This is a genomic window from Caballeronia sp. Lep1P3 (assembly GCF_022879595.1).
Taxonomy (GTDB): Bacteria; Pseudomonadota; Gammaproteobacteria; order Burkholderiales; family Burkholderiaceae; genus Caballeronia.
Window position 1 is genome coordinate 413277 of record NZ_CP084265.1, and the last position, 24527, is coordinate 437803.

18 protein-coding genes, 3 tRNA genes and 3 rRNA genes are annotated in these 24527 nt (G+C 61.0%); 15 read left to right on the forward strand and 9 right to left on the reverse strand.

Going from position 1 to position 24527, the window contains the following annotated elements; all coding sequences use genetic code 11:
• The first annotated feature begins 7 nt into the window (after positions 1–7).
• From LDZ27_RS01975 to LDZ27_RS02020, 10 genes are all read left to right on the forward strand, one after another.
• Entirely contained in the window at positions 8–763 is a 756-nt protein-coding gene (locus LDZ27_RS01975; protein ID WP_244815085.1) for a cytochrome c1, read from the forward strand.
• A 93-nt stretch (positions 764–856) separates the two neighbouring features.
• Positions 857–1468 (forward strand): glutathione S-transferase N-terminal domain-containing protein, encoded by a 612-nt coding sequence (locus LDZ27_RS01980; protein ID WP_008344155.1) that lies wholly within the window; start codon positions 857–859, stop codon positions 1466–1468.
• Positions 1469–1530: 62 nt separating this feature from the next.
• The gene (locus LDZ27_RS01985; RefSeq protein ID WP_244815086.1) at positions 1531–2043 is read left to right on the forward strand and encodes a ClpXP protease specificity-enhancing factor; all 513 of its coding nucleotides are present in this window, start codon (positions 1531–1533) and stop codon (positions 2041–2043) included.
• 18 nt (positions 2044–2061) lie between these two features.
• Positions 2062–2137 (forward strand) — tRNA-Thr (locus LDZ27_RS01990).
• Positions 2138–2550: 413 nt separating this feature from the next.
• Positions 2551–4084 (forward strand): 16S ribosomal RNA (locus LDZ27_RS01995).
• A gap of 65 nt (positions 4085–4149) precedes the next feature.
• Positions 4150–4226: transfer RNA gene (locus LDZ27_RS02000), tRNA-Ile, on the forward strand.
• A gap of 18 nt (positions 4227–4244) precedes the next feature.
• Positions 4245–4320: transfer RNA gene (locus tag LDZ27_RS02005), tRNA-Ala, on the forward strand.
• A 346-nt stretch (positions 4321–4666) separates the two neighbouring features.
• Positions 4667–7548, forward strand: a 23S ribosomal RNA gene (locus LDZ27_RS02010).
• A 122-nt stretch (positions 7549–7670) separates the two neighbouring features.
• Positions 7671–7783, forward strand: a 5S ribosomal RNA gene (rrf, locus tag LDZ27_RS02015).
• Together the 16S, 23S and 5S rRNA genes with 3 tRNA genes alongside form the textbook arrangement of a ribosomal RNA operon.
• Positions 7784–7947: 164 nt before the next feature.
• Positions 7948–9582: an NAD(P)/FAD-dependent oxidoreductase gene (locus LDZ27_RS02020; RefSeq protein WP_244815087.1), complete on the forward strand. Its 1635-nt coding sequence runs from the start codon at positions 7948–7950 to the stop codon at positions 9580–9582.
• Between the two features lie 99 nt (positions 9583–9681).
• Here LDZ27_RS02020 and LDZ27_RS02025 read toward each other — a convergent pair whose 3' ends face one another.
• The 4 genes from LDZ27_RS02025 to LDZ27_RS02040 form a co-directional block, all read right to left on the reverse strand.
• The gene (locus tag LDZ27_RS02025; protein WP_244815088.1) at positions 9682–10950 is read right to left on the reverse strand and encodes an IS256 family transposase; all 1269 of its coding nucleotides are present in this window, start codon (positions 10948–10950) and stop codon (positions 9682–9684) included.
• Positions 10951–11150: 200 nt separating this feature from the next.
• On the reverse strand, positions 11151–12704 hold the full coding sequence (locus tag LDZ27_RS02030) for a UxaA family hydrolase (RefSeq protein ID WP_244815089.1): 1554 nt from the start codon (positions 12702–12704) through the stop codon (positions 11151–11153).
• A gap of 9 nt (positions 12705–12713) precedes the next feature.
• Positions 12714–13994 (reverse strand): MFS transporter, encoded by a 1281-nt coding sequence (locus LDZ27_RS02035; protein WP_244815090.1) that lies wholly within the window; start codon positions 13992–13994, stop codon positions 12714–12716.
• Between the two features lie 123 nt (positions 13995–14117).
• The gene (locus LDZ27_RS02040; protein WP_244815091.1) at positions 14118–15248 is read right to left on the reverse strand and encodes a mannitol dehydrogenase family protein; all 1131 of its coding nucleotides are present in this window, start codon (positions 15246–15248) and stop codon (positions 14118–14120) included.
• A 246-nt stretch (positions 15249–15494) separates the two neighbouring features.
• Between LDZ27_RS02040 and LDZ27_RS02045 the strand changes: the two genes are divergently transcribed.
• Positions 15495–16193: a FadR/GntR family transcriptional regulator gene (locus LDZ27_RS02045; RefSeq protein WP_244815092.1), complete on the forward strand. Its 699-nt coding sequence runs from the start codon at positions 15495–15497 to the stop codon at positions 16191–16193.
• A gap of 47 nt (positions 16194–16240) precedes the next feature.
• On the opposite strand, the gene LDZ27_RS02050 is transcribed toward LDZ27_RS02045, so the two are convergent.
• The gene (locus LDZ27_RS02050; protein ID WP_008344375.1) at positions 16241–16561 is read right to left on the reverse strand and encodes a hypothetical protein; all 321 of its coding nucleotides are present in this window, start codon (positions 16559–16561) and stop codon (positions 16241–16243) included.
• 383 nt (positions 16562–16944) lie between these two features.
• On the opposite strand from LDZ27_RS02050, the gene LDZ27_RS02055 reads away from it, so the two are divergent.
• On the forward strand, positions 16945–17814 hold the full coding sequence (locus tag LDZ27_RS02055) for an SAM-dependent methyltransferase (RefSeq protein ID WP_244815093.1): 870 nt from the start codon (positions 16945–16947) through the stop codon (positions 17812–17814).
• Here LDZ27_RS02055 and LDZ27_RS02060 read toward each other — a convergent pair whose 3' ends face one another.
• Together LDZ27_RS02060 and LDZ27_RS02065 are read right to left on the reverse strand one after the other, a co-directional pair.
• Entirely contained in the window at positions 17815–18372 is a 558-nt protein-coding gene (locus tag LDZ27_RS02060; RefSeq protein ID WP_244815094.1) for a DUF1415 domain-containing protein, read from the reverse strand.
• Positions 18369–19067: a TetR/AcrR family transcriptional regulator gene (locus LDZ27_RS02065; protein WP_370653384.1), complete on the reverse strand. Its 699-nt coding sequence runs from the start codon at positions 19065–19067 to the stop codon at positions 18369–18371. The genes LDZ27_RS02060 and LDZ27_RS02065 overlap by 4 nt, the downstream gene beginning before the upstream one ends.
• A gap of 92 nt (positions 19068–19159) precedes the next feature.
• Between LDZ27_RS02065 and LDZ27_RS02070 the strand changes: the two genes are divergently transcribed.
• Together LDZ27_RS02070 and LDZ27_RS02075 are read left to right on the forward strand one after the other, a co-directional pair.
• A complete protein-coding gene (locus tag LDZ27_RS02070; RefSeq protein ID WP_244815096.1) occupies positions 19160–20443 on the forward strand; it encodes an MFS transporter in 1284 nt (427 codons plus the stop codon).
• 95 nt (positions 20444–20538) lie between these two features.
• The gene (locus tag LDZ27_RS02075) at positions 20539–21135 is read left to right on the forward strand and encodes a nitroreductase family protein (protein ID WP_244815097.1); all 597 of its coding nucleotides are present in this window, start codon (positions 20539–20541) and stop codon (positions 21133–21135) included.
• Between the two features lie 26 nt (positions 21136–21161).
• Here LDZ27_RS02075 and LDZ27_RS02080 read toward each other — a convergent pair whose 3' ends face one another.
• Entirely contained in the window at positions 21162–22649 is a 1488-nt protein-coding gene (locus tag LDZ27_RS02080; RefSeq protein WP_244815098.1) for an MFS transporter, read from the reverse strand.
• A 180-nt stretch (positions 22650–22829) separates the two neighbouring features.
• Between LDZ27_RS02080 and LDZ27_RS02085 the strand changes: the two genes are divergently transcribed.
• The gene (locus tag LDZ27_RS02085) at positions 22830–24080 is read left to right on the forward strand and encodes an Hsp70 family protein (RefSeq protein WP_244815099.1); all 1251 of its coding nucleotides are present in this window, start codon (positions 22830–22832) and stop codon (positions 24078–24080) included.
• A gap of 81 nt (positions 24081–24161) precedes the next feature.
• Here the strand turns inward: LDZ27_RS02085 and LDZ27_RS02090 are convergent, their stop codons facing one another.
• A complete protein-coding gene (locus LDZ27_RS02090; protein WP_244815100.1) occupies positions 24162–24365 on the reverse strand; it encodes a cold-shock protein in 204 nt (67 codons plus the stop codon).
• Positions 24366–24527: the final 162 nt, after the last annotated feature.

The following is a 24527-nucleotide window of genomic DNA, read 5'->3' on the forward strand; positions in this document are numbered from 1 at the left end:
CAACACGATGAAAAAATGGCTCTCGACTCTCGCGATGATCGGCGCGGCGATGTTCGCGCTCGGCGCGACGCCGGCGCACGCGCAGGAGGAAGCGGTGCTCGACCGCGCACCCGATAACGCGGACAACTTCGCGTCGCTGCAGCACGGCGCTCAAATGTTTGTGAACTATTGCCTGAACTGTCATAGTGCCAACCTGATGCGCTACAACCGCCTGACGGATCTCGGCATCAGCCAGAAGGAGATTCAGGACAATCTGCTGTTCTCGACAGACAAGATCGGCAACACGATGAGCATCGCGATGCGCCCGGACGACGCCAAGGCGTGGTTCGGCGCATCGCCGCCGGATTTGTCGGTGGAAGCGCGGGCGCGCGGCAAGGACTGGCTCTACACTTATCTGCGCAGTTTCTACCGCGATCCAACCCGGCCGACGGGCTGGAATAACCGCGTGTTCGAGAACGTGGGAATGCCGCATGTACTCTGGATGCTGCAGGGCGTGCGCGATGCGCGATTCGAGACGGATACGGACGAGAAGACCGGCGAAAAGGTAAAAAGATTCGTGGGTTACACTCAGGTGACGCCTGGCACCATGACGAACGTGGATTATGATTCAGCTGTGGCCGATCTCGTTTCGTACCTTTCGTGGATGTCCGAACCCGCCCAGCAAACCCGCAAGCGCCTCGGCGTCTGGGTTCTGCTGTTTCTGGCGCTCCTCAGCTTCCTCGCATGGCGTCTGAACGCGGCATACTGGAGAGATATCAAATAGCACGCCATCGACGGCGTGGGTCGGCGCGGCGGCGCTCCCGGGAGGGATCCGCCGCGGCCGGCCCTTCGAGTTTACTGAAGGGACTTTAAAAACATGATGGTTCTGTATTCCGGCACTACTTGCCCGTTCTCCCAGCGCTGCCGGCTGGTGTTGTTCGAAAAGGGCATGGATTTCGAGATCCGCGACGTCGATCTGTTCAATAAGCCGGAAGACATCGCGGTGATGAACCCATATGGTCAGGTGCCGATTCTCGTCGAGCGCGACCTGATCCTGTACGAGTCGAACATTATCAACGAGTACATCGACGAGCGTTTCCCGCACCCGCAGCTGATGCCGGCCGATCCCGTTCAGCGCGCACGCGCGCGCCTCTTCCTGCTGAACTTCGAAAAAGAGCTGTTCGTGCACGTCGGCACGCTCGAGAACGAGAAGGGCAAGGCCGCGGAGAAGAATCACGAGAAGGCGCGCAGCGCGATCCGCGATCGCCTCACGCAGCTCGCACCGATCTTCCTGAAGAACAAATACATGCTCGGCGAAGAGTTCTCGATGCTCGACGTCGCGATTGCTCCGCTGTTGTGGCGCCTGGATCACTACGGCATCGAACTGTCGAAGAACGCCGCGCCGTTGATGAAGTACGCTGAGCGCATTTTTAGCCGCCCGGCCTATATTGAAGCGCTCACGCCTTCCGAAAAGGTGATGCGTCGATAGTTTGCGAGAGCGGAGTACGGCCGCGCGAGTTCGCGCGACCGCGCTCCGGCAGAGGAAAGTTGATGCAAGAAATCTCCACCAAGCCTTATCTCTTGCGCGCGCTCTACGAGTGGTGCACGGATAACGGTTTCACCCCGCACATTGCCGTGCGAGTCGACGGCGCCACGCGCGTGCCGCGCCAGTTCGTGCGCAACGACGAGATCGTGCTGAACATCAGCTTCGAGGCGACGAGCCAACTGCAGATGGGCAACGAATGGATCGAGTTCAGTGCACGGTTCTCGGGAAAGTCGCACAAGATCGAAGTGCAGGTCGCCAACGTGCTCGCCATTTACGCGCGAGAGAATGGCCAGGGAATGGCGTTCCCGGTCGAGCCGTCTTCGCATTCGGCGATCGAGCCGCCGGGCGCATCGGCTGCGCCGCGAGGGGGCGAGCGCGAGGCGCGGCACGTCGAATCGGCTGCCGACGATTCGTCCGGTGCGGCGGCGGTTCCATCCCGCGAAGACGCAACGTCAGGCGCGTCCGACGACGAAGCGTCGAAATCCGCTGGCCGATCGCACCTGAAAGTCATCAAATGAAGTAGAATCTCGACCTTCGCCGGCTTAGCTCATCTGGTAGAGCAGTTGATTTGTAATCATCAGGTGGCGGGTTCGAGTCCTGCAGCCGGCACCAAGATTCGCGTGAACGGGTCGTGCAATCACTGCACGGCCCGTTTGTTCGATGCGAACCGGCCAGGTTCGCGGCTTGGGCGCCGAAAGGCGAGTCAAAAAGAAAGTTTCAGATTCTTGTTGACACTCTCCGAAACGACGTTCATAATCTCGTTTCTCTGCTGCTGATGCAGCGACGCAAGACGGAAAGCAGGAAAGTCTTGGCGGATTGCTCTTTAAAAACTAACAGCCGATAAGTGTGGGCGCTTGATGGCGAGTGCGGTTTCAGTCTTTCGGGGCTGAGGCAGTAAGCAAAAGTAATCAAGAGTCTCACACGAAGTATCAGAGGAAGGTTGATCTGTCTTAGGATGGATTAATCATCGTCAGTACGTTGAGTGAGCGACCGGTTCTACGGAACCGAAAACAGTAACAGGCATTGAACTGAAGAGTTTGATCCTGGCTCAGATTGAACGCTGGCGGCATGCCTTACACATGCAAGTCGAACGGCAGCACGGGGGCAACCCTGGTGGCGAGTGGCGAACGGGTGAGTAATACATCGGAACGTGTCCTGGAGTGGGGGATAGCCCGGCGAAAGCCGGATTAATACCGCATACGCTCTAAGGAGGAAAGCGGGGGATCTTTCGGGACCTCGCGCTCAAGGGGCGGCCGATGGCAGATTAGCTAGTTGGTGGGGTAAAGGCCTACCAAGGCGACGATCTGTAGCTGGTCTGAGAGGACGACCAGCCACACTGGGACTGAGACACGGCCCAGACTCCTACGGGAGGCAGCAGTGGGGAATTTTGGACAATGGGGGCAACCCTGATCCAGCAATGCCGCGTGTGTGAAGAAGGCCTTCGGGTTGTAAAGCACTTTTGTCCGGAAAGAAAACCGCCGCCCTAATATGGTGGCGGGATGACGGTACCGGAAGAATAAGCACCGGCTAACTACGTGCCAGCAGCCGCGGTAATACGTAGGGTGCGAGCGTTAATCGGAATTACTGGGCGTAAAGCGTGCGCAGGCGGTCTGTTAAGACCGATGTGAAATCCCCGGGCTTAACCTGGGAACTGCATTGGTGACTGGCAGGCTTTGAGTGTGGCAGAGGGAGGTAGAATTCCACGTGTAGCAGTGAAATGCGTAGAGATGTGGAGGAATACCGATGGCGAAGGCAGCCTCCTGGGCCAACACTGACGCTCATGCACGAAAGCGTGGGGAGCAAACAGGATTAGATACCCTGGTAGTCCACGCCCTAAACGATGTCAACTAGTTGTTGGGGATTCATTTCCTTAGTAACGTAGCTAACGCGTGAAGTTGACCGCCTGGGGAGTACGGTCGCAAGATTAAAACTCAAAGGAATTGACGGGGACCCGCACAAGCGGTGGATGATGTGGATTAATTCGATGCAACGCGAAAAACCTTACCTACCCTTGACATGGTCGGAACCCTGCTGAAAGGTGGGGGTGCTCGAAAGAGAACCGGCGCACAGGTGCTGCATGGCTGTCGTCAGCTCGTGTCGTGAGATGTTGGGTTAAGTCCCGCAACGAGCGCAACCCTTGTCCTTAGTTGCTACGCAAGAGCACTCTAAGGAGACTGCCGGTGACAAACCGGAGGAAGGTGGGGATGACGTCAAGTCCTCATGGCCCTTATGGGTAGGGCTTCACACGTCATACAATGGTCGGAACAGAGGGTTGCCAAGCCGCGAGGTGGAGCCAATCCCAGAAAACCGATCGTAGTCCGGATCGCAGTCTGCAACTCGACTGCGTGAAGCTGGAATCGCTAGTAATCGCGGATCAGCATGCCGCGGTGAATACGTTCCCGGGTCTTGTACACACCGCCCGTCACACCATGGGAGTGGGTTTTACCAGAAGTGGCTAGTCTAACCGCAAGGAGGACGGTCACCACGGTAGGATTCATGACTGGGGTGAAGTCGTAACAAGGTAGCCGTATCGGAAGGTGCGGCTGGATCACCTCCTTTCTCGAGCTTCGCACACTAAATTAAGCGCTCACGCTTATCGGCTGTGGTTTGAAGAAACAGGCTTTGGGTCTGTAGCTCAGTCGGTTAGAGCACCGTCTTGATAAGGCGGGGGTCGTTGGTTCGAATCCAACCAGACCCACCACGAGTCAAGCAAGACACGGGGGGATTAGCTCAGCTGGGAGAGCACCTGCTTTGCAAGCAGGGGGTCGTCGGTTCGATCCCGTCATCCTCCACCAAGTCCTCAATGCTTAGGGTTGAGCTCAAGAGAGAGCGAACCTTAAGCATTGGCGATTGCGAGCCAGTTGATGCTGTTGGGTAGTGAAGTGACCCGATCGGCTAAACGTTCTTTAACAATCTGGAAGAAGTAGTAAAGAGAATCTGCGAAAGCACTTAGAGATGGGTGCGAGTAGGAGATTCAGGGTAGTGATTGTATCAAGTATGAAAAGGTAATCGAAAGATTGCTTTGGAATACGGCACACACGTAGTGTGGGGTTCACGTAAGTGCTAAAGCACTAACGCGGACCGACACGCGAATACTCAACCTATGGCGGGGCGGCTCGATGGGAGACGCACTCGTTATAGGGTCAAGCGAACAAGTGCATGTGGTGGATGCCTTGGCGATCACAGGCGATGAAGGACGCGGTAGCCTGCGAAAAGCTTCGGGGAGCTGGCAAACGAGCTTTGATCCGAAGATGTCCGAATGGGGAAACCCACTCCGTATGGAGTATCCATGACTGAATCCATAGGTCATGTGAAGCGAACGCGGTGAACTGAAACATCTAAGTAACCGCAGGAAAAGAAATCAACCGAGATTCCCAGAGTAGTGGCGAGCGAAATGGGATCAGCCTGTACTCTTTATCTGTGTTGTTAGCTGAACGCTCTGGAAAGTGCGGCCATAGCAGGTGATAGCCCTGTAAGCGAAAACAGCGTGGAAGAACTAGGGGTACGACAAGTAGGGCGGGACACGTGAAATCCTGTCTGAAGATGGGGGGACCATCCTCCAAGGCTAAATACTCGTGATCGACCGATAGTGAACCAGTACCGTGAGGGAAAGGCGAAAAGAACCCCGGGAGGGGAGTGAAATAGATCCTGAAACCGCATGCATACAAACAGTCGGAGCCTGGAAACGGGTGACGGCGTACCTTTTGTATAATGGGTCAGCGACTTACGTTCAGTAGCGAGCTTAACTGATTAAGGCAGGCGTAGCGAAAGCGAGTCCGAATAGGGCGATCAGTTGCTGGGCGTAGACCCGAAACCAAGTGATCTATCCATGGCCAGGTTGAAGGTGCGGTAACACGTACTGGAGGACCGAACCCACTAACGTTGAAAAGTTAGGGGATGAGCTGTGGATAGGGGTGAAAGGCTAAACAAACTTGGAAATAGCTGGTTCTCTCCGAAAACTATTTAGGTAGTGCCTCGTGTATCACCTTCGGGGGTAGAGCACTGTCATGGTTGTGGGGTCCATTGCGGATTACTACGCCATAGCAAACTCCGAATACCGAAGAGTGCAATCACGGGAGACAGACATCGGGTGCTAACGTCCGGTGTCAAGAGGGAAACAACCCAGACCGCCAGCTAAGGTCCCAAAGATTGGCTAAGTGGGAAACGAAGTGGGAAGGCTAAAACAGTCAGGAGGTTGGCTTAGAAGCAGCCACCCTTTAAAGAAAGCGTAATAGCTCACTGATCGAGTCGTCCTGCGCGGAAGATGTAACGGGGCTCAAGCCAGTCACCGAAGCTGCGGATGCGAGTTTAACTCGCATGGTAGGAGAGCGTTCCGTAAGCCTGCGAAGGTGCGTTGAAAAGCGTGCTGGAGGTATCGGAAGTGCGAATGCTGACATGAGTAGCGATAAAGGGGGTGAAAAGCCCCCTCGCCGTAAGCCCAAGGTTTCCTACGCAACGTTCATCGGCGTAGGGTGAGTCGGCCCCTAAGGCGAGGCAGAAATGCGTAGCTGATGGGAAGCAGGTCAATATTCCTGCACCATTGTTAGATGCGATGGGGGGACGGATCGCGGAAGGTTGTCCGGGTGTTGGACGTCCCGGTCGCTGCATTGGAGAAGGCACTTAGGCAAATCCGGGTGCGCAATTCAAGGGTGTGGCGCGAGCTTCTTCGGAAGCGAAGCAATTGGAAGTGGTTCCAAGAAAAGCCTCTAAGCTTCAGTCTAACGATGACCGTACCGCAAACCGACACAGGTGGGCGAGATGAGTATTCTAAGGCGCTTGAGAGAACTCGGGAGAAGGAACTCGGCAAATTGGTACCGTAACTTCGGGATAAGGTACGCCTCTGTAGCTTGACTGGCCTGCGCCAGGAGGGTGAAGAGGTTGCAATAAACTGGTGGCTGCGACTGTTTAATAAAAACACAGCACTCTGCAAACACGAAAGTGGACGTATAGGGTGTGACGCCTGCCCGGTGCCGGAAGATTAAATGATGGGGTGCAAGCTCTTGATTGAAGTCCCGGTAAACGGCGGCCGTAACTATAACGGTCCTAAGGTAGCGAAATTCCTTGTCGGGTAAGTTCCGACCTGCACGAATGGCGTAACGATGGCCACACTGTCTCCTCCCGAGACTCAGCGAAGTTGAAGTGTTTGTGATGATGCAATCTCCCCGCGGCTAGACGGAAAGACCCCATGAACCTTTACTGTAGCTTTGCATTGGACTTTGAACCGATCTGTGTAGGATAGGTGGGAGGCTATGAAACCGGAACGCCAGTTTCGGTGGAGCCGTCCTTGAAATACCACCCTGGTTTGTTTGAGGTTCTAACCTTGGTCCGTGATCCGGATCGGGGACAGTGCATGGTAGGCAGTTTGACTGGGGCGGTCTCCTCCCAAAGTGTAACGGAGGAGTACGAAGGTACGCTAGGTACGGTCGGAAATCGTGCTGATAGTGCAATGGCATAAGCGTGCTTAACTGCGAGACCGACAAGTCGAGCAGGTGCGAAAGCAGGTCATAGTGATCCGGTGGTTCTGTATGGAAGGGCCATCGCTCAACGGATAAAAGGTACTCTGGGGATAACAGGCTGATACCGCCCAAGAGTTCATATCGACGGCGGTGTTTGGCACCTCGATGTCGGCTCATCTCATCCTGGGGCTGTAGCCGGTCCCAAGGGTATGGCTGTTCGCCATTTAAAGAGGTACGTGAGCTGGGTTTAAAACGTCGTGAGACAGTTTGGTCCCTATCTGCCGTGGGCGTTGGATATTTGAAGGGGGCTGCTCCTAGTACGAGAGGACCGGAGTGGACGAACCTCTGGTGTACCGGTTGTCACGCCAGTGGCATCGCCGGGTAGCTATGTTCGGAAGAGATAACCGCTGAAAGCATCTAAGCGGGAAACTCGCCTTAAGATGAGATATCCCCGGGGCTTCGAGCCCCTTGAAGGGTCGTTCCAGACCAGGACGTTGATAGGTCAGGTGTGTAAGTGCAGTAATGCATTGAGCTAACTGATACTAATTGCCCGTAAGGCTTGATCCTATAACCGGTGTGTCTTAACCTGCGCCGGTTGAGTAAGCGACTGTGCCCAAACCAGTCACTACCCACTACTTCTTCCCAGATTGGTCGTGGCGCACCCCCGTGCGACGCGACAACCCGTCATGCCTGATGACCATAGCGAGTCGGTCCCACCCCTTCCCATCCCGAACAGGACCGTGAAACGACTCCACGCCGATGATAGTGCGGATTCCCGTGTGAAAGTAGGTAATCGTCAGGCTCCTCATGCTGCAACACAAAAACCCCACCCCGCAAAGGTGGGGTTTTTGCATTGGGACGGTGAAACGGCAGCACGCAGTGCCCCGGGTTCGGCGAGCCGACGAGCCCCGCATCCCCACGCGCTAAAATCTGCCATCTCATCCGTCTGTCCCGCACCGAGTTCCCATGCTACGTCTCAGCGAAATCAAGCTTCCGCTCGATCATCCCGAATCCGCGATCAAACCGGCCGTCATCGCGCGGCTCGGAGAAATCGGCGTCGCGGCCGACGACCTGCTGGACTTGCATGTCTTCCGTCGCGCACACGATGCTCGCAAGCGCGCGGACATCAAGCTCACGTACATCGTCGACGTCACGTTACGGGACGAACCGTCCGCGATGGCGCGACTGAAGGAGCGCCCGCACCCGCACTGCGGCTTGACGCCCGATATGGCGTATCACTTTGTCGCAAAGGCGCCCGAGTGCTCGACGATGCTTCGCCCTGTCGTCATCGGCATGGGGCCGTGCGGACTCTTCGCCGGGCTCATTCTGGCTCAAATGGGCTTCCGCCCGATCATTCTCGAGCGCGGAAAGGCCGTGCGCGAGCGCACGAAGGACACATGGGGACTGTGGCGGCGCAACGAACTCAATCCCGAATCGAACGTTCAATTCGGCGAAGGCGGTGCCGGCACGTTCTCCGATGGCAAGCTCTACAGCCAGATCAAAGACCCGAAGCATTACGGCCGCAAGGTGCTGGATGAATTCGTGAAGGCGGGCGCGCCTGAGGACATCCTTTATCTGAGCCGTCCGCACATCGGGACGTTTCGGCTGGTAAGCATGGTCGAGAAGATGCGCGCCAATATTCACCAGCTCGGCGGCGAAGTGCGATTCCAGCAACGCGTCGAAGATATCGACATCGAGGACGGAAAGGTCCGCGGTCTTCGTCTGTCCACCGGCGAAACCTTGGGTTGCGATCACATCGTGTTGGCAGTCGGCCACAGCGCGCGCGACACCTTCCAGATGCTGCACGACCGCGGCGTCTACATGGAAGCCAAGCCGTTTTCGCTCGGCTTTCGCATCGAGCATCCGCAGGGCGTGATCGACCGAAGCCGTTTCGGCAAGTTCGCGGGCCATGAGCGTCTCGGCGCAGCGGACTACAAAGTTGTCCATCACTGCAGCAACGGGCGCGCGGTGTACAGCTTCTGCATGTGTCCTGGCGGAACCGTCGTCGCGGCGACGTCCGAGCCAGGGCGCGTCGTCACGAACGGAATGAGCCAGTATTCGCGCGCGGAGCGGAATGCGAACGCGGGCATCGTCGTTGGAATTACGCCGGACGATTTTCCCGGTGGCCCGCTCGCCGGAATCGCCTTTCAGCGAAAGTGGGAAGAGCGCGCGTTCGAACTGGGCGGCGGCGACTACAGCGCGCCCGCGCAACTCGTCGGCGACTTCATTGCAGGCCGGCCGTCCACGTCGCTTGGTTCCGTCGTCCCGTCGTACAAGCCGGGCGTGAAGCCGACGGACCTCAGCACGGCGCTTCCCGACTACGTGATCGAAGCAATCCGGGAAGCGTTGCCGCAACTCGACAAAAAGCTCCCCGGTTTCGCGATGCACGATGCCGTCCTCACAGGCGTCGAAACGCGCACGTCGTCGCCATTGCGCGTGCGACGCAAGGACGACTATCAGAGCGTGAACGTAGAGGGCCTGTACCCGGCAGGCGAGGGCGCGGGCTATGCGGGCGGCATCTATTCCGCCGCGATCGATGGCATCGAAGTCGCCGAGGCCGTCGCGCTTCGGATGATGGCGGAGCATGCCGCGACGGTTTGAGGCATCGTCATTTCATCGTGCATTAACTGCCGGGGACTCCGCGAGCCCCCGGCCAGGGAGGTGTCAGAAATCTTGTGTGCCGAGGTCGGTTAAAAGATTTCAGCTGATGGCGTTGGTGAAGCGCTCGCCGAACAGAATGGCGAACTGATTGACTGCCTGCCGCCAGGTGATCGGCGGCATCTTCCAATCCTTTTCGATGTTGCGCAAAGCCAAGAACAAGAGCTTGCTGGCGGCTTCGTCGCTGGGAAAGTGGCCGCGATTCTTGACGATCTTGCGCAACTGCATGTGCATGCTCTCGATGGCGTTCGTCGTATAAATGATTTTTCGCACCTCGGGCGGATAGGCAAAGAACGGAATTACCTGTTCCCATTGGCGTTGCCACATCGCGGCTACGGTTGGAAATTTCTTGCCCCAGTCGCTTTGCGCAAAGGCCTCGAGCGCCGCGGCCGCAGCTTCTGCGCAAGCCGCCTGATAGATGGGCTTGAGCGCCGCCGCCAACGGCTTACGGTCCTTCCAACTCGCCAGATTCAGCGAATTGCGGATCAGATGCACGATGCAGGTTTGGATTTGGGCCGCCGGGTACACCGCCTCGATCGCCTCGGGAAAGCCGCGCAAGCCGTCGACCACCGCGATCAGAATATCGTGCAGGCCGCGGTTCTTCAACTCGTTGAAGACCTTCAGCCAGAACTTGGCGCCTTCAGTTTGCTCGATCCATAGGCCCAGCACTTCCTTGCGCCCGTCGGCCCGAATGCCCAGCGCGAGGTACACCGCCTTGTTCTTGACCGTGCCTTCGTCGCGAATCTTCAGCCGTAGCGCGTCGAAGTACACGATCGGGTACATCGGTTCAAGCGGGCGCTGCTGCCACTGCTCGACCTCGGTCAACACTTCGTCGGTGACCGTGGAAATTAGATCGGGCGATACCTGCAGCCCGTACAGTTCCAGCAAATGGCCCTGAATCTCGCGCACACTCATGCCGCGCGCGTACATGCTGATGACGTGGTCGTCGAAGCCCGGCAGCCGGCGCTGATATTTGCCCACCAATTGCGGCTCGAACGTGGCCTGCCGGTCACGAGGAATATCAAGCTTCAACTCGCCATTGGGCGTGATCACCGTCTTGGCGCTCGTGCCGTTACGGTGATTGCCGCTTGGGCCTTGCTCCGCTTCCGTTTCCAGGTGATGCGCGAGCTCCGCCGCCAGCATGCGCTCTGCCAATTGCTTCTTTAGTTGCCCGGCCAGCCCCGATTCGCCGAGGATCGACTCGGCATCCTTGTTCTGCACCTGCGCCAGCAGTCGATCGATCAGTTCATCAGGGAACAGCTTCGGCGCTTTCGGATTCTTGCTCTTCTTGGTCACTGTCGTTTCGGTCATAGGACGTAATTTCCGCTATCGTCTCATGACCTCGTCACACGAAAAATCTGACAGGCTCCCGGCCAGCCGTCATCACGTCACGACACCAACCTGCCAGGGCACGAATTCGCTCTGCCCGAGCATGCCGCGACGGTTTGAGGCACCGTCATTTCACCGTGCATTAACTGCCGGGGACTCCGCGAGCCCCCGGCCAGCCGTCATCACGTCACGACACCAACCTGCCAGGGCACGAATTCGCTCTGCCCATACCCGTGCTGCTCGCTTTTCGACGCCACGCCGGAAGCGCAGTCCAGCATCATCTGGAAGATCTCATCGCCGAGCTGCCCGATCGTCGCGCTGCCGTCGATCACGCCGCCGCAGTTGATGTCCATGTCGTCTTCCTGCCGCTCCCACAGCGCGGTATTCGTCGCGAGCTTGAGCGAAGGCGAGGGCGCGCAGCCGTAAGCGGAGCCGCGTCCGGTCGTGAAGCAGATCAGATTCGCGCCCGACGCCACTTGCCCGGTCGCGGACATCGGGTCGTAACCGGGTGAATCCATGAAGACGAAGCCTTTGGCGTCGATTCGCTGCGCGTACTCGTAGACCTCGACGAGGTTCGTCGTGCCGCCCTTCGCGACCGCGCCGAGCGACTTTTCGAGAATCGTCGTCAATCCGCCGACCTTGTTGCCCGCCGACGGATTGTTGTCCATCGCCGCGCCGTTGCGCGCGCAATAGGTCTCCCACCACTGGATGCGCGCGAGCAGCTTTTCGCCGACTTCGCGGCTCACCGCGCGCCGCGTCAGAAGATGCTCCGCGCCATACACTTCGGGCGTCTCAGAGAGGATCGCCGTGCCGCCATGGGCGACGAGCTTGTCGACGGCCGCGCCGAGCGCCGGATTCGCCGAAATGCCCGAATACCCGTCGGAGCCGCCGCACTGCAGCCCGACGATCAAATGCGACGCCGGCACCGGTTCGCGCTGCGCGCGGTTGGCGTCCGCGAGCATTTCCTTGACCATCCCGATGCCGCGCTCGATGGTTTTCCTCGTGCCGCCGCTATCCTGAATTGTGAAGCTGCGCAGCCGCTCGCCGTCCTTCAGTCCCGCCGATTCCAGCACGCCGCCAATCTGGTTCGTTTCGCAACCGAGACCGACGAACAGCACCGAATGGAAGTTCGGATGCACCGCGTAGCCCGCCAGCGTGCGCCGTAGAATGCCGAGTCCTTCACCTTGCATGTCGATGCCGCAGCCGAGTCCGTGCGTGAGCGCGATCACGCCATCGACGTTTGGATAATCCGCGAGCGCTTCCGGATGCACGTCGCGCCGGAAGTGATCTGCGATCGCGCGCGCGACCGTCGCAGAGCAATTCACGCTCGTCAGCACGCCGACGAAATTGCGCGTGGCGACGCGGCCGCCTGCGCCCGAGCCGTCGCGACGAATGCCCATGAACGTCGCGGGCGTGTCGACGAAAGGCGTCGCGTGCTTGTCGACGCCGAATTCGTGCTCGCGCGTGAAATCGGCCATCGACAGATTGTGGGTGTGCACATGCTGTCCGCGCGCAATCGCGTCTTTCGCCACGCCAATGATCTGGTTGTAGCGCTTCACGGGCTCGCCCGCGGCGATCGCGCGCGTCGCGATCTTGTGGCCCGGCGGAATCAGCCCGGCGACGACGAGATCCTCCGACGCGATGCGCGCGCCGGAAAGCAACTGACGCGTCGCAATCACGACGTCGTCATTGGGATGCAGCCGGATGACCGCATGGTCGGTGGATGTGGTGGACATGATGTTTTCTTAGATCGTGGAGGGTGCGTGTTCGTCGGCGAGGGCACGCTTGTCCGCCTGATCGAGCGGCTCGATCTTGCCGACAATCACAAGATAGCTGAACGCGCCGAGGAAGCAGAAGCCGCCCGCGACGCACAGCGGAATCACGAACGAACCCTTGGTGAGCGCGAGCATCACGCCGGTGAACGTGGTGATGACGATGCCCGCGAGGTTCGACGCAAAGTTCTGGATGCCGCCGATCGACGCGACGTGATCCGGCGTCGGCGCGACGTCGCTCGGAAGCGACCAGATGCTCGCGGCGGCGAACGCGAGGCTCGCATAGGCAATGCCGAAGAAGGCCAGCATCAGATAAATGTTGGACACGAACGCCGACAACGTGATGACCGACGACACCAGCATGCCGCCCACCATGCAGGTCTTGCGCGCGGCCGTGAGGCTCCAGCCGCGCTTGAAGAGCGCATCCGAAACGAAGCCGCCGAGCCAGCCGCCGGGAATCGACATCAGCGCGGGAATGGTGCCGAGCGTGCCGAGCGATTTCAGCGAGAAACCATGTGCCTGCACGAGATAGCTCGGGAACCAGGTGATGAAGAAATAGATCACGAAGTTGAGGCAGAAGAAGCCGAGCATCATGCCCCACAGCGTGCGGTACTTGAAGAGCGATCCCCAGGACACCTTGTTACGCGGCGCGACAGGTTGCGGCGCAACGTCCACTTCGCCGGTGAGATCGCCCTTCGACTTGTTGCGATAGATGACGAACCAGCCCACGATCCACAGAAAGCCCAGCACGCCCGTGATGACGAACGACGCTTCCCAGCCGAACGAACTGATGATGAACGCGACGACCGGAATCGACAGCGCGGAACCCACGCGCGAGCCGCTATCGAAGATGCTGGTCGCGAAGGCGCGCTGCGCCTTCGTGAACCATTGCGACACGAGCTTCGCGCACGACGGATACGCGCCCGCTTCGCCGATGCCGAGCATTAGCCGGCAGCCGAACATGCCGGTGACGCTGGTGGCGACCGCCGTCAGCGCCGTGAATACCGACCACCAACCCACCGCGAGCGGCAGTGCGATGCGCGCGCCGACGCGGTCGACGAACCAGCCGAACGGCATCTGCATGAGCGCGTAGGTCCAGAAGAAGCCGCTCAAGATAAAGCCCATTTCGGCCGGGCCGATGCCGAGCGCCTTTTCGATCTGCGGCGCCGCCACCGCGAGATTCGCCCGGTCGATGTAATTGATCGCGATGGCCAGAAAGGCCAGAAATATCACCACCCAACGCATTTTGCGCATTGTTGTCTCCTCCGAAAAGCGGTACTTCGTTCATTCGGCCTGGCGCACAGGGCTGCGCTTTTGGCCGTGATTTCATCAATGATTGGCGCGCTCCGCGTTCTGCGTCGGATTCGCGCGCCGGCTTCAGCTTGCGTTTGCGCCTAGTGCATGGCGCAGCCGCTTCTGTTCGATGTCGAGCCCCAGTTCGGCTGCAAGATCGATGACCGGCTGGAAACGCCGGATCTTCTTCTCTTCGTGATTGCGCGCAATATCCGCGAGCCGATGCACGAGAAACGGGTTCTCGAAGCGATCGCGCACGCTCGCGAGATAGTCGATGGCCACCTCATGCTTGCCGAGCGCCGTGAACACCGGCAGCACTTCTTCGCGCCACACGGCTTCGAGCGGATCGCGCAAAGCCGGATCGCGCATGGCGTCGAGCACGGTCATGTCAGGCGCGCCGTCGCGCGTGCGCCATGTGTCGGCGAGCATCGTGTGGCCGAGATTGAGCAACAGCAGCTTCAGGCGTTCGTAGTGCGCGAGATCGTCCGTCACGACGATGTCTTCGTGCTCGCACGGCAACACCATGCCCGCCTGGCGCTCGATCGCCCATAGCGCATACGGCTCGGCGATCGCGCCGACTGGAGCGATCGCCTCGGACACGATGCGGTCCACGAGCGAATTGACCCAGACGCAATCGCGCGTCAGATACTGGATGAACGCGTCCTCCGCGTTCCAAGCGCGCGCGAGGCCGCAAACCAGGTCGCGCAGCGTGTCGCCGTTGCGCGAAACCAGTTCGCACGGCAGCAGCGTGATCGGCTCGGCGCCCGCGCGAAAGCGCGCGTGCAGCAGCACCGCGAGTTTCGCCGCGAAGCCGCGCGGCGTACGCTGACCGTCGAGCAGATCGGCGGTGTCTTCGTCGAACAGTGCGTAGCCGGCGTCAGCGGTGTTCGACACGATCACTTTCACGTCGCGCCGGATGCGCTCGAGGAGCAGCGGCCAGTCTTCGTTCGCGTGCAGCGCCTCGGTGATGGCATCGCATTCGATCGTCTCATCGACGGTTTCGTCCCGGCGAAGCCCGCGAATGCGAACGGGATATCGTCCCGTGGCGCGCAGCGCATCGGTACGCGCGCGGCTTTCCGCGCTCGATGTCGTCTGCACGACCGTGATCTTTCCGAGCGCCTGCGCCGGATCGCGCCGCGCCGCCTCGGTGACGAAGAAGTCCACGTGCGCTTGCAGAAAGCGGCTCGTGCCGAACTGGAGAATCGGATTGCTCATGATTGCGTCGTTCTTGCGTCGTTCGCAGCGATACGGCGAGCGTCTGAAATAGGCTTGGGAACGGTTCCAACGCGGTTTAAAAAAATCGGCCGCGTGGCCTGACCAGATTGCATACTAGTGGTTCGAAACGGAATTGGTCAAGCCACTTGTAAGCCGTCGATGCCGGCGAAACCGCCGTCATACGGTGCATCGGGGCTCCGGCTGATTACAATCCACGTTTTCCCCGAGCCTTGAGGAGCCGTCACCGTGAGCGTGAAACCAGCCGAAACGCGCCGTCTCTATCTGCAGATCGCGGACAAGCTGCGCGGCCTGATCGAGCAGAAGGACTTCGCGCCGAACGGAAGGCTGCCTTCGGAGCGCGAACTGGCGCAGACGCTCGGCGTGTCGCGGCCCTCGGTGCGCGAGGCGCTCGTGGCGCTGGAATTGGAAGGGCGCGTCGAGATCCGCATGGGCTCCGGCGTCTATATATGCGCGACGCCCGCGGCCAAACCGCCGCGCACCGAGGCGGAACTGGGCGAAAGTCCGATCGAGATCATGAATGCGCGCAGCGTGATCGAAGGCGCGATTGCGGCGAGCGTCGCGCCGTTCGCGAAGCCCAAGGCGCTGAAGGCACTCCGGGCGGTGTACGAGACGATGGCGCGCGAAGTCGAAAGCGGCCAAGTTCCGATGAGCGCGGATCGCGCGTTCCACATCGCGATCGCGCAGATGTCGGGCAACGACGTGCTCGTGCGGACCGTCGGCGCGCTCTACGACGAGCGGCATAGCCCGCTGTCATCGACGCTTCGGGGACACTTCGAAGGGGAGGAAACGTGGGCCGCCGCGCTCACCGAACACCGCGACATACTGGAAGCGCTCGAAGCGCGCGACGCCGTGCAAGCTCAGGCCGCCATGCAGCGGCACATGCGCAATTCGGCCGCGCGCCTCATGACGAGACGCAAAGCTTGAGCGCTGCGCGTCCTCGGAAGACGCGCAGCCTTCGAAAGAGACGCGCGTCAGCCCGGATACGCCTCATCGACCTTCAAACCCGCGAGCTTGAAGATCACGCGCAGCGTCTGCGGAGCGATTTCCCGCCGCGACGCGAGCGTCGTGAGGACGAAGTCCATCACCTTCGCGTACTTGAGCATGGTCAGGCACGTCTCGATGTCGGTGGAGCCGTCGCGCATCGACTCGGCGAGCCGCAACATCTCCACGGAAATCTCTCGGGCCATCTCCAGTTCTAGTTGCTGCTTCTCGCTCCACGCGGGCATTGCGGTCAATGCCGCAAGCATCTCCTGAAACTGCTTCTCTGCTTTCTTGTCCGGGATCGCATCCATCGCCGTCCTCTCTTGATCATGGCGCCGGCGAGTCGCATCGCCGCGCTGTGCGTTAGGTGTTACGTAACAGAGCCAAACGCGGTGACGGCGCGAACGCGCGGTCGAGACGCGGCTGTGCTACCAGCTTGTTTTCTCCTGTCGCATCGTCGCGTGGCGCTGGTGGCCACGCTCGTGTGCCGTCGTTTCAATGGCCTCATTGTCAGACGATGCACGATCCGTTCCCATGCGCTTGTCGAGACGCATTTGCCGATGAATCGTTGGCGGGAACAGAGAGCGTCTTTGCGCTTTTGGGTAAACTTCCTCTTTTGAGACGGCAGAACCAGCGGTTAGCGCACATTGCGCGCAAACATGCTCCGCTTTTCATCCAACAGTCACTGATCACGATGGCCAAGAAGTCTTCCGCGTCCACCTCCGGCACGCCCGATACCCCGAGCAAGCACGAAATTCGTCCGGACCAGTCCATCGAACTGCTGAAGGAATTGCACATCCTCACGCGCGACGGAAAGATGAACCAGGACAGCCGCCGCAAACTCAAGCAGGTCTATCACCTGTTCCAATTCATCGAACCGCTTCTCGCGGACGTGCATCAACGTCAAAGTTCCGTGTCGCTCGTCGATCACGGGGCGGGAAAGTCATACCTCGGGTTCATTCTCTACGATCTGTTCTTCAAGCATCTGCGCGATCGGTCACACATCTATGGCATAGAGACGCGCGAAGAGCTGGTCGAAAAGTCGGAGGAATTGGCGCGGCGCCTGGGCTTCGAGCGGATGTCGTTCCTGAATCTCTCGGTGGCCGAATCGATTCATTCCGACCGGCTGCCCGCGACCGTCGATGTCGTGACCGCGCTGCACGCATGCAATACCGCGACCGACGACGCCATCCAGTTCGCTCTGCAGAAGAACGCGAAGTACATCGTCGTGGTGCCCTGCTGTCAGGCGGAAGTCGCGGGCGTCCTGCGCAAGAACAAGGGACACGCGTTGTCGAAGAACGTGCTCACCGAAATGTGGCGGCACCCGCTGCATACACGCGAATTCGGCAGCCAGATCACGAACGTCCTGCGATGCCTCCAACTGGAATCGCACGGCTATCAGGTCAGCGTGACGGAACTCGTGGGCTGGGAACACTCGATGAAGAACGAACTCATCATCGCGCAGTTCAAGGACCTGCCGCGTGGCCGGCCGGCGCAGCGGCTCTCGGATGTGCTCGAAACGCTCGGGCTGGAAGAATTGCGCGAGCGTTTCTTTGCGCAGTAGTTATGACTTGTTTTTCATCCACGCGCTGAAGCCGTCGTGCCCGAGGCGGCGCAGCGTTTCGATATTGCGCTCGTAAATGTCGGCGGCGTCGGGAAAGGCATCCACCGCGCGGTCGATGCTTGCTTCGCGCAGCAAGTGAAAGACCGGATACGGCGCGCGATTCGTGTAGTTGTCGATATCATCCGGCTCCGTGCCTTCGAAGCGGTAGTGCGGATGAAAACTCGCGATCTGCAAGTCACCGGCAAGCCCCATCTCGTCGAGCAGGCGCTCGGCGAGAAAGAGGGCATCGTTATAGTCGTCGAAGTCGGCGAACGCGTCCGGCGTGATGAAAAGCGTCGTTTCCACGGTCTCGGGATCGCTTTCCTGCAAGAGACGCAGTTCCTGCGAGAGTTCCACGACCACGTCTTCCACGGCGCGCGCTTCGCTCACGACATAGCGAATCTGTCCCTTTACGTGAACGCTTTTGGCGAACGGACACAGATTGAGTCCGATGACCGCTCGTGTCAGCCAGTGCTGTATGGCCGCGATTACGTCGTCGCGGTTGCTTCCGTGCTTCATGAGTTTTCCTGAATGGCGTGCTGGGCGGGGTCCGGCGCGCACGCTGCATCGATGAGCGTGCGCGCGATGCGCGGCGCCGCCCGCAGCGGCCCGGAACCCGGCCCGTAAGTCTGGCTCGTCGCGTAGATGCCGTCGACGAGCAGCGCCAGCGATTCTGCCAGTTCCGCCGGATTCCTTGCGCCGGCTTCGCGCGAAATATCGGTGAGACGCGTCATCAGAAAGTGCTTGTTGCGCTCGACGAGCTGCCGCGCCGGATGCGCCGGGTCGCCGAATTCGCACGCGACGTTGACGAAAGGACAGCCACGGTAATCGGGCGCCGACGCGCGTTTCACGAGGTCTTCGAGCGCCTGGACGAGCTGCTTCGCCGGCTCGCCGGGATGCTTCGCGACGCTCGCCTCGAAACGCCGCCGGAAGCCGTCGTCCATGCGTTCCAGATACGCGACGACAAGCTCGTCCTTCGACGCAAAGCGCCGATAAAGACTCATCTTGTTGACGCCCGCGCGTTCGACGACGGCATCGACGCCGACCGCGCGGATGCCATCCCGATAGAAGAGCGCCTGCGCCGCGTCGAGCAGTTGTTGCTCGGCAGTCGCGGCATCGGTGCGCGCCTGCCGGCGGGAAGGGGCTTTCGACAAGTCGCCGGATGATCGTGTCAAAGTTCGAATCCTAAAAAGTGCGTCGCGGAAAAGACGCATCGACCTTGACATGTTACCGATCGGTAACTAAGCTCGCAACTCGGATGTGACAAGTCGGTAACAGAAATTCCAACGAACGAATCGGAGCGGCGATGAACTGGGTGGCGAGGCGGCTGAATGGCCGGGTGCATTACGGATGGATCGCGGTGGGCGTCGTGTTTCTCGTGTTGCTCGCGGCGGCCGGCACGCGCGCGACGCCGAGCGTGATGATGCTTCCGCTCGAGAAGGACTTCGGCTGGTCGCGCGGCACGATTTCGCTCGCCATTTCCGTCAACCTCGCGCTCTACGGCCTGACCGGGCCCTTCGCCGCCGCCGCGATGCAGCGCTTTGGCGTGCGCCCGACCTTGCTCGGCGCGCTCGCGACGCTGGCGGCGGGCGTCTGCATTTCGTCGATGATGACGGCGCCCTGGCAAATGGTGCTCGTCTGGGGCGTGATGGTCGGCAGCGCGACGGGCGTCGCGGCGCTGACGCTTTCGGCGACGGTCGTGAATCGCTGGTTCACGACGCATCGCGGGTTGGCGATGGGCATTCTCACCGCGAGTTCGGCGACCGGCCAGCTTGTGTTCCTGCCGTTTCTCGCGTCGCTTTCAGAGCATCACGGTTGGCGCCCGGTGGTGTTCGTCGTCGCGGCGGCGACCGCGCTTGTTTTGCCGCTCGTCGCGTGGCTGTTGCCGGAGCGTCCCGCCGATCTCGCGCTGCGTCCCGTCGGCGAAACGGCGCAGGCGTCGGCAAGCGCAACCGGCGCGCCGAAGAATCCGATCAAGGTCGCGTTCGGCGCGCTCGCATCCGCGAGCAAGACGCGCGACTTCTGGCTGCTTTTCTTCAGCTTCTTCGTCTGCGGCGCGAGCACGAACGGCTATGTCGGCACGCACCTGATCGCCATGTGCTCCGACTACGGCATGACGCAGGTGCAAGGCGCCACGCTGCTCGCCGCGATGGGCATCTTCGACCTCTTCGGCACGACGCTCTCCGGCTGGCTCTCAGACCGCTTCAACGCGCGCATCCTGCTGTTCTGGTACTACGGCTTGCGCGGCCTGTCGCTGATCTATCTGCCGTATGCGTTCGGCATCGACTTCTTCGGTCTGCCGCTCTTCGCCGTGTTCTATGGCCTCGACTGGATCGCCACCGTTCCGCCGACCGTGCGCCTCGCCACCGACGTCTACGGCAAGGAATCCGCGCCGATCGTCTTCGGCTGGGTCGTGGCGGGGCATCAGCTCGGCGCGGCGTTCGCGGCGCTCGGCGGCGGCATGCTGCGCTCGAGCCTCGGCAGCTACACCGTCGCGACGATGATCTCGGGCGGACTGTGCCTCGTCGCGGCGGTCGCGGTGCTGCGCATCAATCGCGCGCGGCGTGCGCTCGGCGTGCCGGTGACGTGACGAGCCGAGGGCGGCAGCGTTCGCGCGCATCCTTGTTTATCCTTGCCGATGAAACGGCGCGCGCCGTTGCCCTCAACGAGACAAGGACAGATGCCATGAGTGCCAAACCCGCTCCGACCGATGTCGACATCCACGAACTGATCGCCGGCCGCTGGAGCCCGCGCGCGTTCGCCGACAAGCCCGTGGACCGCGCGCACTTGCGTCGACTGCTGGAAGCGGCGCGCTGGGCGCCGTCGTCGAACAACCTGCAGCCTTGGCGGTTCATCGTGTTCGACCGGCATCGCGACGAAGCGGTGTTTCTGCGCGCATTCGAAACGCTCGCGCCGTCGAATCAAAACTGGAACGCGACGGTGCCGGTGCTGATCTGCGTGACGGCGTCGACGCTCACGCCCAAGGGCGAGCCCAACCGCACCGCCACTTACGACACCGGCGCTGCCGCGATGGCGCTCGTGCTCCAGGCGCACGCGACGGGCCTCGCGACGCATCAGATGGGCGGCTTCGACCGCGACGCGTTCCGCGCGGCATTCTCGGTTCCCGAGGACGCGCAGCTCATCGCGATGATCGCGATCGGGCATCACGGCGACGCGAGTCTGCTCGACGAAGCGCTGCGCGAGCGCGAAGCCGCGCCGCGAGCCCGTCGCGCGCTCGGCGAAACCGCGTTCGAAGGCGCGTGGGGAACCGCGTTCGACTGAGCGCGGCCTCGCGCGGCCTTGGGCGGTTACCCTTCGTCGGCGGCGGAGAGTGGCCGCGCCACATCCTCCAGCGACTTGCGCTCGGCCGCGACGCCCCAGATGCCCGCGACGACCGCCGCCGCGATCATCAGCACCGAGCCGATCAAATAGCCGACGAAGACCGCGCCGCGCTCGTGCGTGTCGATGAGTTGCCCGAAAAGCGTCGGCCCGATGATGCCGCCGAGCGCCGTGCCGAACGCATAGAAGACGGCGATCGCGAGCGCGCGGATCTCCAGCGGGAACGTCTCGCTCACCGTCAGATACGCCGAACTCGCCGCCGCCGACGCGAAGAAGAAAATCACCATCCACGCGACGGTCTGCGTCGTCACGGAAAGCATGCCGTGCACGAACATCCAGCCGCTCACGGTCAGCAGCACGCCCGACACGGCGTAAGTGAACGCGATCATCCGGCGGCGGCCCAGCACGTCGAAGAGCTTGCCGAGCAGCACCGGACCGAGGAAATTGCCCGCGGCGAACGGCAGCACGTACCAGCCTATGCGATCGCCCGGTACGTTATAGAAGTCCGTCAGCACTAGCGCGTAGGTGAAAAAGATCGCGTTGTAGAAGAAGGCTTGCGCGGTCATCAGCACGAGTCCGACGAGCGAGCGCCGCCGATGTACGTTGAAAAGCGTATGCGCGACCTCGGACAACGGCGTGTGTTCGCGCGCGTGCAGGCGCAACGGCTTGACGGGCGTGTCGGGCACGGTCACGCCATGCTCACGGAAATGCGCCTCGATTTCCTCGACGATTTGACGCGCTTCGTCCGCGCGGTTGTGCGTAATGAGCCAGCGCGGGCTTTCCGGCACCCACATCCGCATGAAGAGAATGGTTAAGCCGAGCGCCGCGCCGATGAGAAAGCACGCGCGCCATCCCCAGTCCGGCGGCAGCAGGCCGGGATCGAGCAGGACGAGCGAGCCGGCCGCGCCGATGCCCGCGCCGATCCAGAACGTGCCGTTGATCGCGAGGTCCGTCCAGCCGCGCAAGCGGGCGGGCGTGAATTCCTGGATCGTCGAGTTGATTGCCGTGTACTCGCCGCCGATGCCCGCGCCCGTCAGGAACCGGAAGAGCACGAACGACGCGAGATCCCACGAAAAAGCGGTCGCGGCGGTCGCGGCGACGTAGAGAAAGAGCGTAATGAAGAAGAGCTTGCGGCGGCCGAGCCGGTCCGTGAGCCAGCCGAATCCGAGCGCGCCGATCACCGCGCCCGCGATATACGCGCTCCCGCCGAAGCCCACGTCCGCATTCGAAAAGCGCAGCGCGGGACTTGCCTTGAGCGCGCTCGCGACGGCGCCGGCCAGCGTCACTTCGAGTCCGTCGAGCAGCCAGGTGATGCCGAGCGCAAACACGATCAGCGTGTGAAACCGGCCCCACGGCAGGCGATCGAGGCGTCCAGGCAAATCCGTCTCGATGACGCCGGCTGCGTCGCCCGGCCCCTTGGACGAACGATGCGCTTGCGGTGCAGTGGTTTCGTTCATGAAGGCCGGCCGTCCGTGGTTGACAACGCAAGCGCACGAAGCAAGAGCCATTCCGCTTTCGGGGGTTCAACTTCGCAGTTGAAAATTTCCCTTCCAAGATGGATTCCGCGCGCTGAACGTGATAAAAACCCCGTCCAACTCTCAAACGCGGCGTTGCTCGCCAACGCCGCCGCGATACCCATGACTTACTGCGCGATCGATTTCGGCACGTCGAATTCCGCCGTTGCCTTGCCCGACGGCACGCGCATGCGGCTTGCGCCCGTCGAGGGCGACGCGACCACGCTGCCCACCGCCGTCTTCTTCAACACCGACGAACACAATCAGTCCTACGGCCGTGCGGCGCTCGAAGCGTATATCGACGGCTTCGACGGCCGCCTGATGCGCTCGATGAAGAGCATTCTCGGCTCGCCGCTCGCGGAGAGCGTCACCGATCTCGGCGACGGCTCAGCCATCAAGTACACCGACGTCATCACGCTCTTCTTGCAGCACCTCAAGCAGAAGGCGCAAGCGGTCGCCGCCGGGCCGCTCACGCGCGCGGTGCTGGGCCGCCCGGTGTTCTTCGTCGACGACGACCCGCGCGCCGATCGCCTGGCGCAGCAGCAGCTCGAAGCGTGCGCGCACGCTGTCGGCTTCGGCGAGATCCGCTTCCAGTACGAGCCGATCGCCGCCGCGTTCGACTACGAGGCGCGGCTCACGCAGGAAAGCCTCGTGCTGGTGGCGGACATCGGCGGCGGCACGTCGGACTTTTCGCTCGTGCGCGTGGGCCCGGAGCGCGCGCGTCATCTGGACCGCAAGAGCGACGTGCTCGCGCATCACGGCGTGCATGTCGCGGGCACGGACTACGATCGGCGCGTCGAACTCGCCACCATCTTGCGTCAACTCGGCTATCAGGCGCTCGATCCGCAGGGCCGCGAAGTGCCGAATCGCGTGTACTTCGACCTCGCGACGTGGCATCTGATCAATACCGTCTATGCGCCCAAGCGCGTCGGCGAAATGCGGCTCATGCGGCATCTGTATGTCGAGCCGCGCCACCACGACCGCCTGATGCGCGTCGTCGACCGGCGGCTCGGGCACGCGCTCACCGCGCACGCCGAAGAAGCGAAGATCGACGTGTCGGCGGGCGGGGTGTCGGAAATCGACATGGAGGAGATCGAGGAAGCGCTGCGCGTGCCGTTCGACGAAGCGCAACTGATCGAGGCGGGCAGGGAGGAAACGCGGCGCATCGCGGAAGCGGCGCTCGAGACCGTGAAGCGCGCGGGAATCAGCGCGGCGGATGTCGGCGCAGTGTACTTCACCGGCGGAACGACGGGCCTGCGCTTTCTCTCCGATTCGATCGCGGCGGCGTTTCCCGGCGCGCAGCCCGTTTTCGGCGACCGCTTGTCGAGCGTGGCGACCGGACTCGGCATCTACGCGCAGCGTGTATTTGCCTGAGCTTTCGCGATTATGTGCGCCTCAAAGCAAAAAACCCCGCGCTTGCGGGGTTTTTTGTCTGAACTCAGCGGGTCTCGAAACTTAGACCGGCTTGATGTTCGCAGCTTGCTTGCCCTTCGGGCCAGTCTTCACTTCGTAGGTAACCTTTTGGTTTTCCTGAAGCGTCTTGAAGCCTTCGATGCGGATTTCCGAGAAGTGCGCGAACAGGTCTTCGCCGCCGCCGTCCGGCGTGATGAAGCCAAAGCCCTTTGCGTCATTGAACCACTTGACGGTACCGGTTTCCATATTACTTATTCCAAAAAATTGATGATTAAGGCCGAAGCCAGGGGTGCATGAAGATCAAGGAAGGGGCAATGGGACCAACCGGAGTACCGTAATGGCGAACTACGAAAGAACCACTCTACTCGCCACTTGAAATCCTGCAAGAAGGTTTATACGGCGAAACCA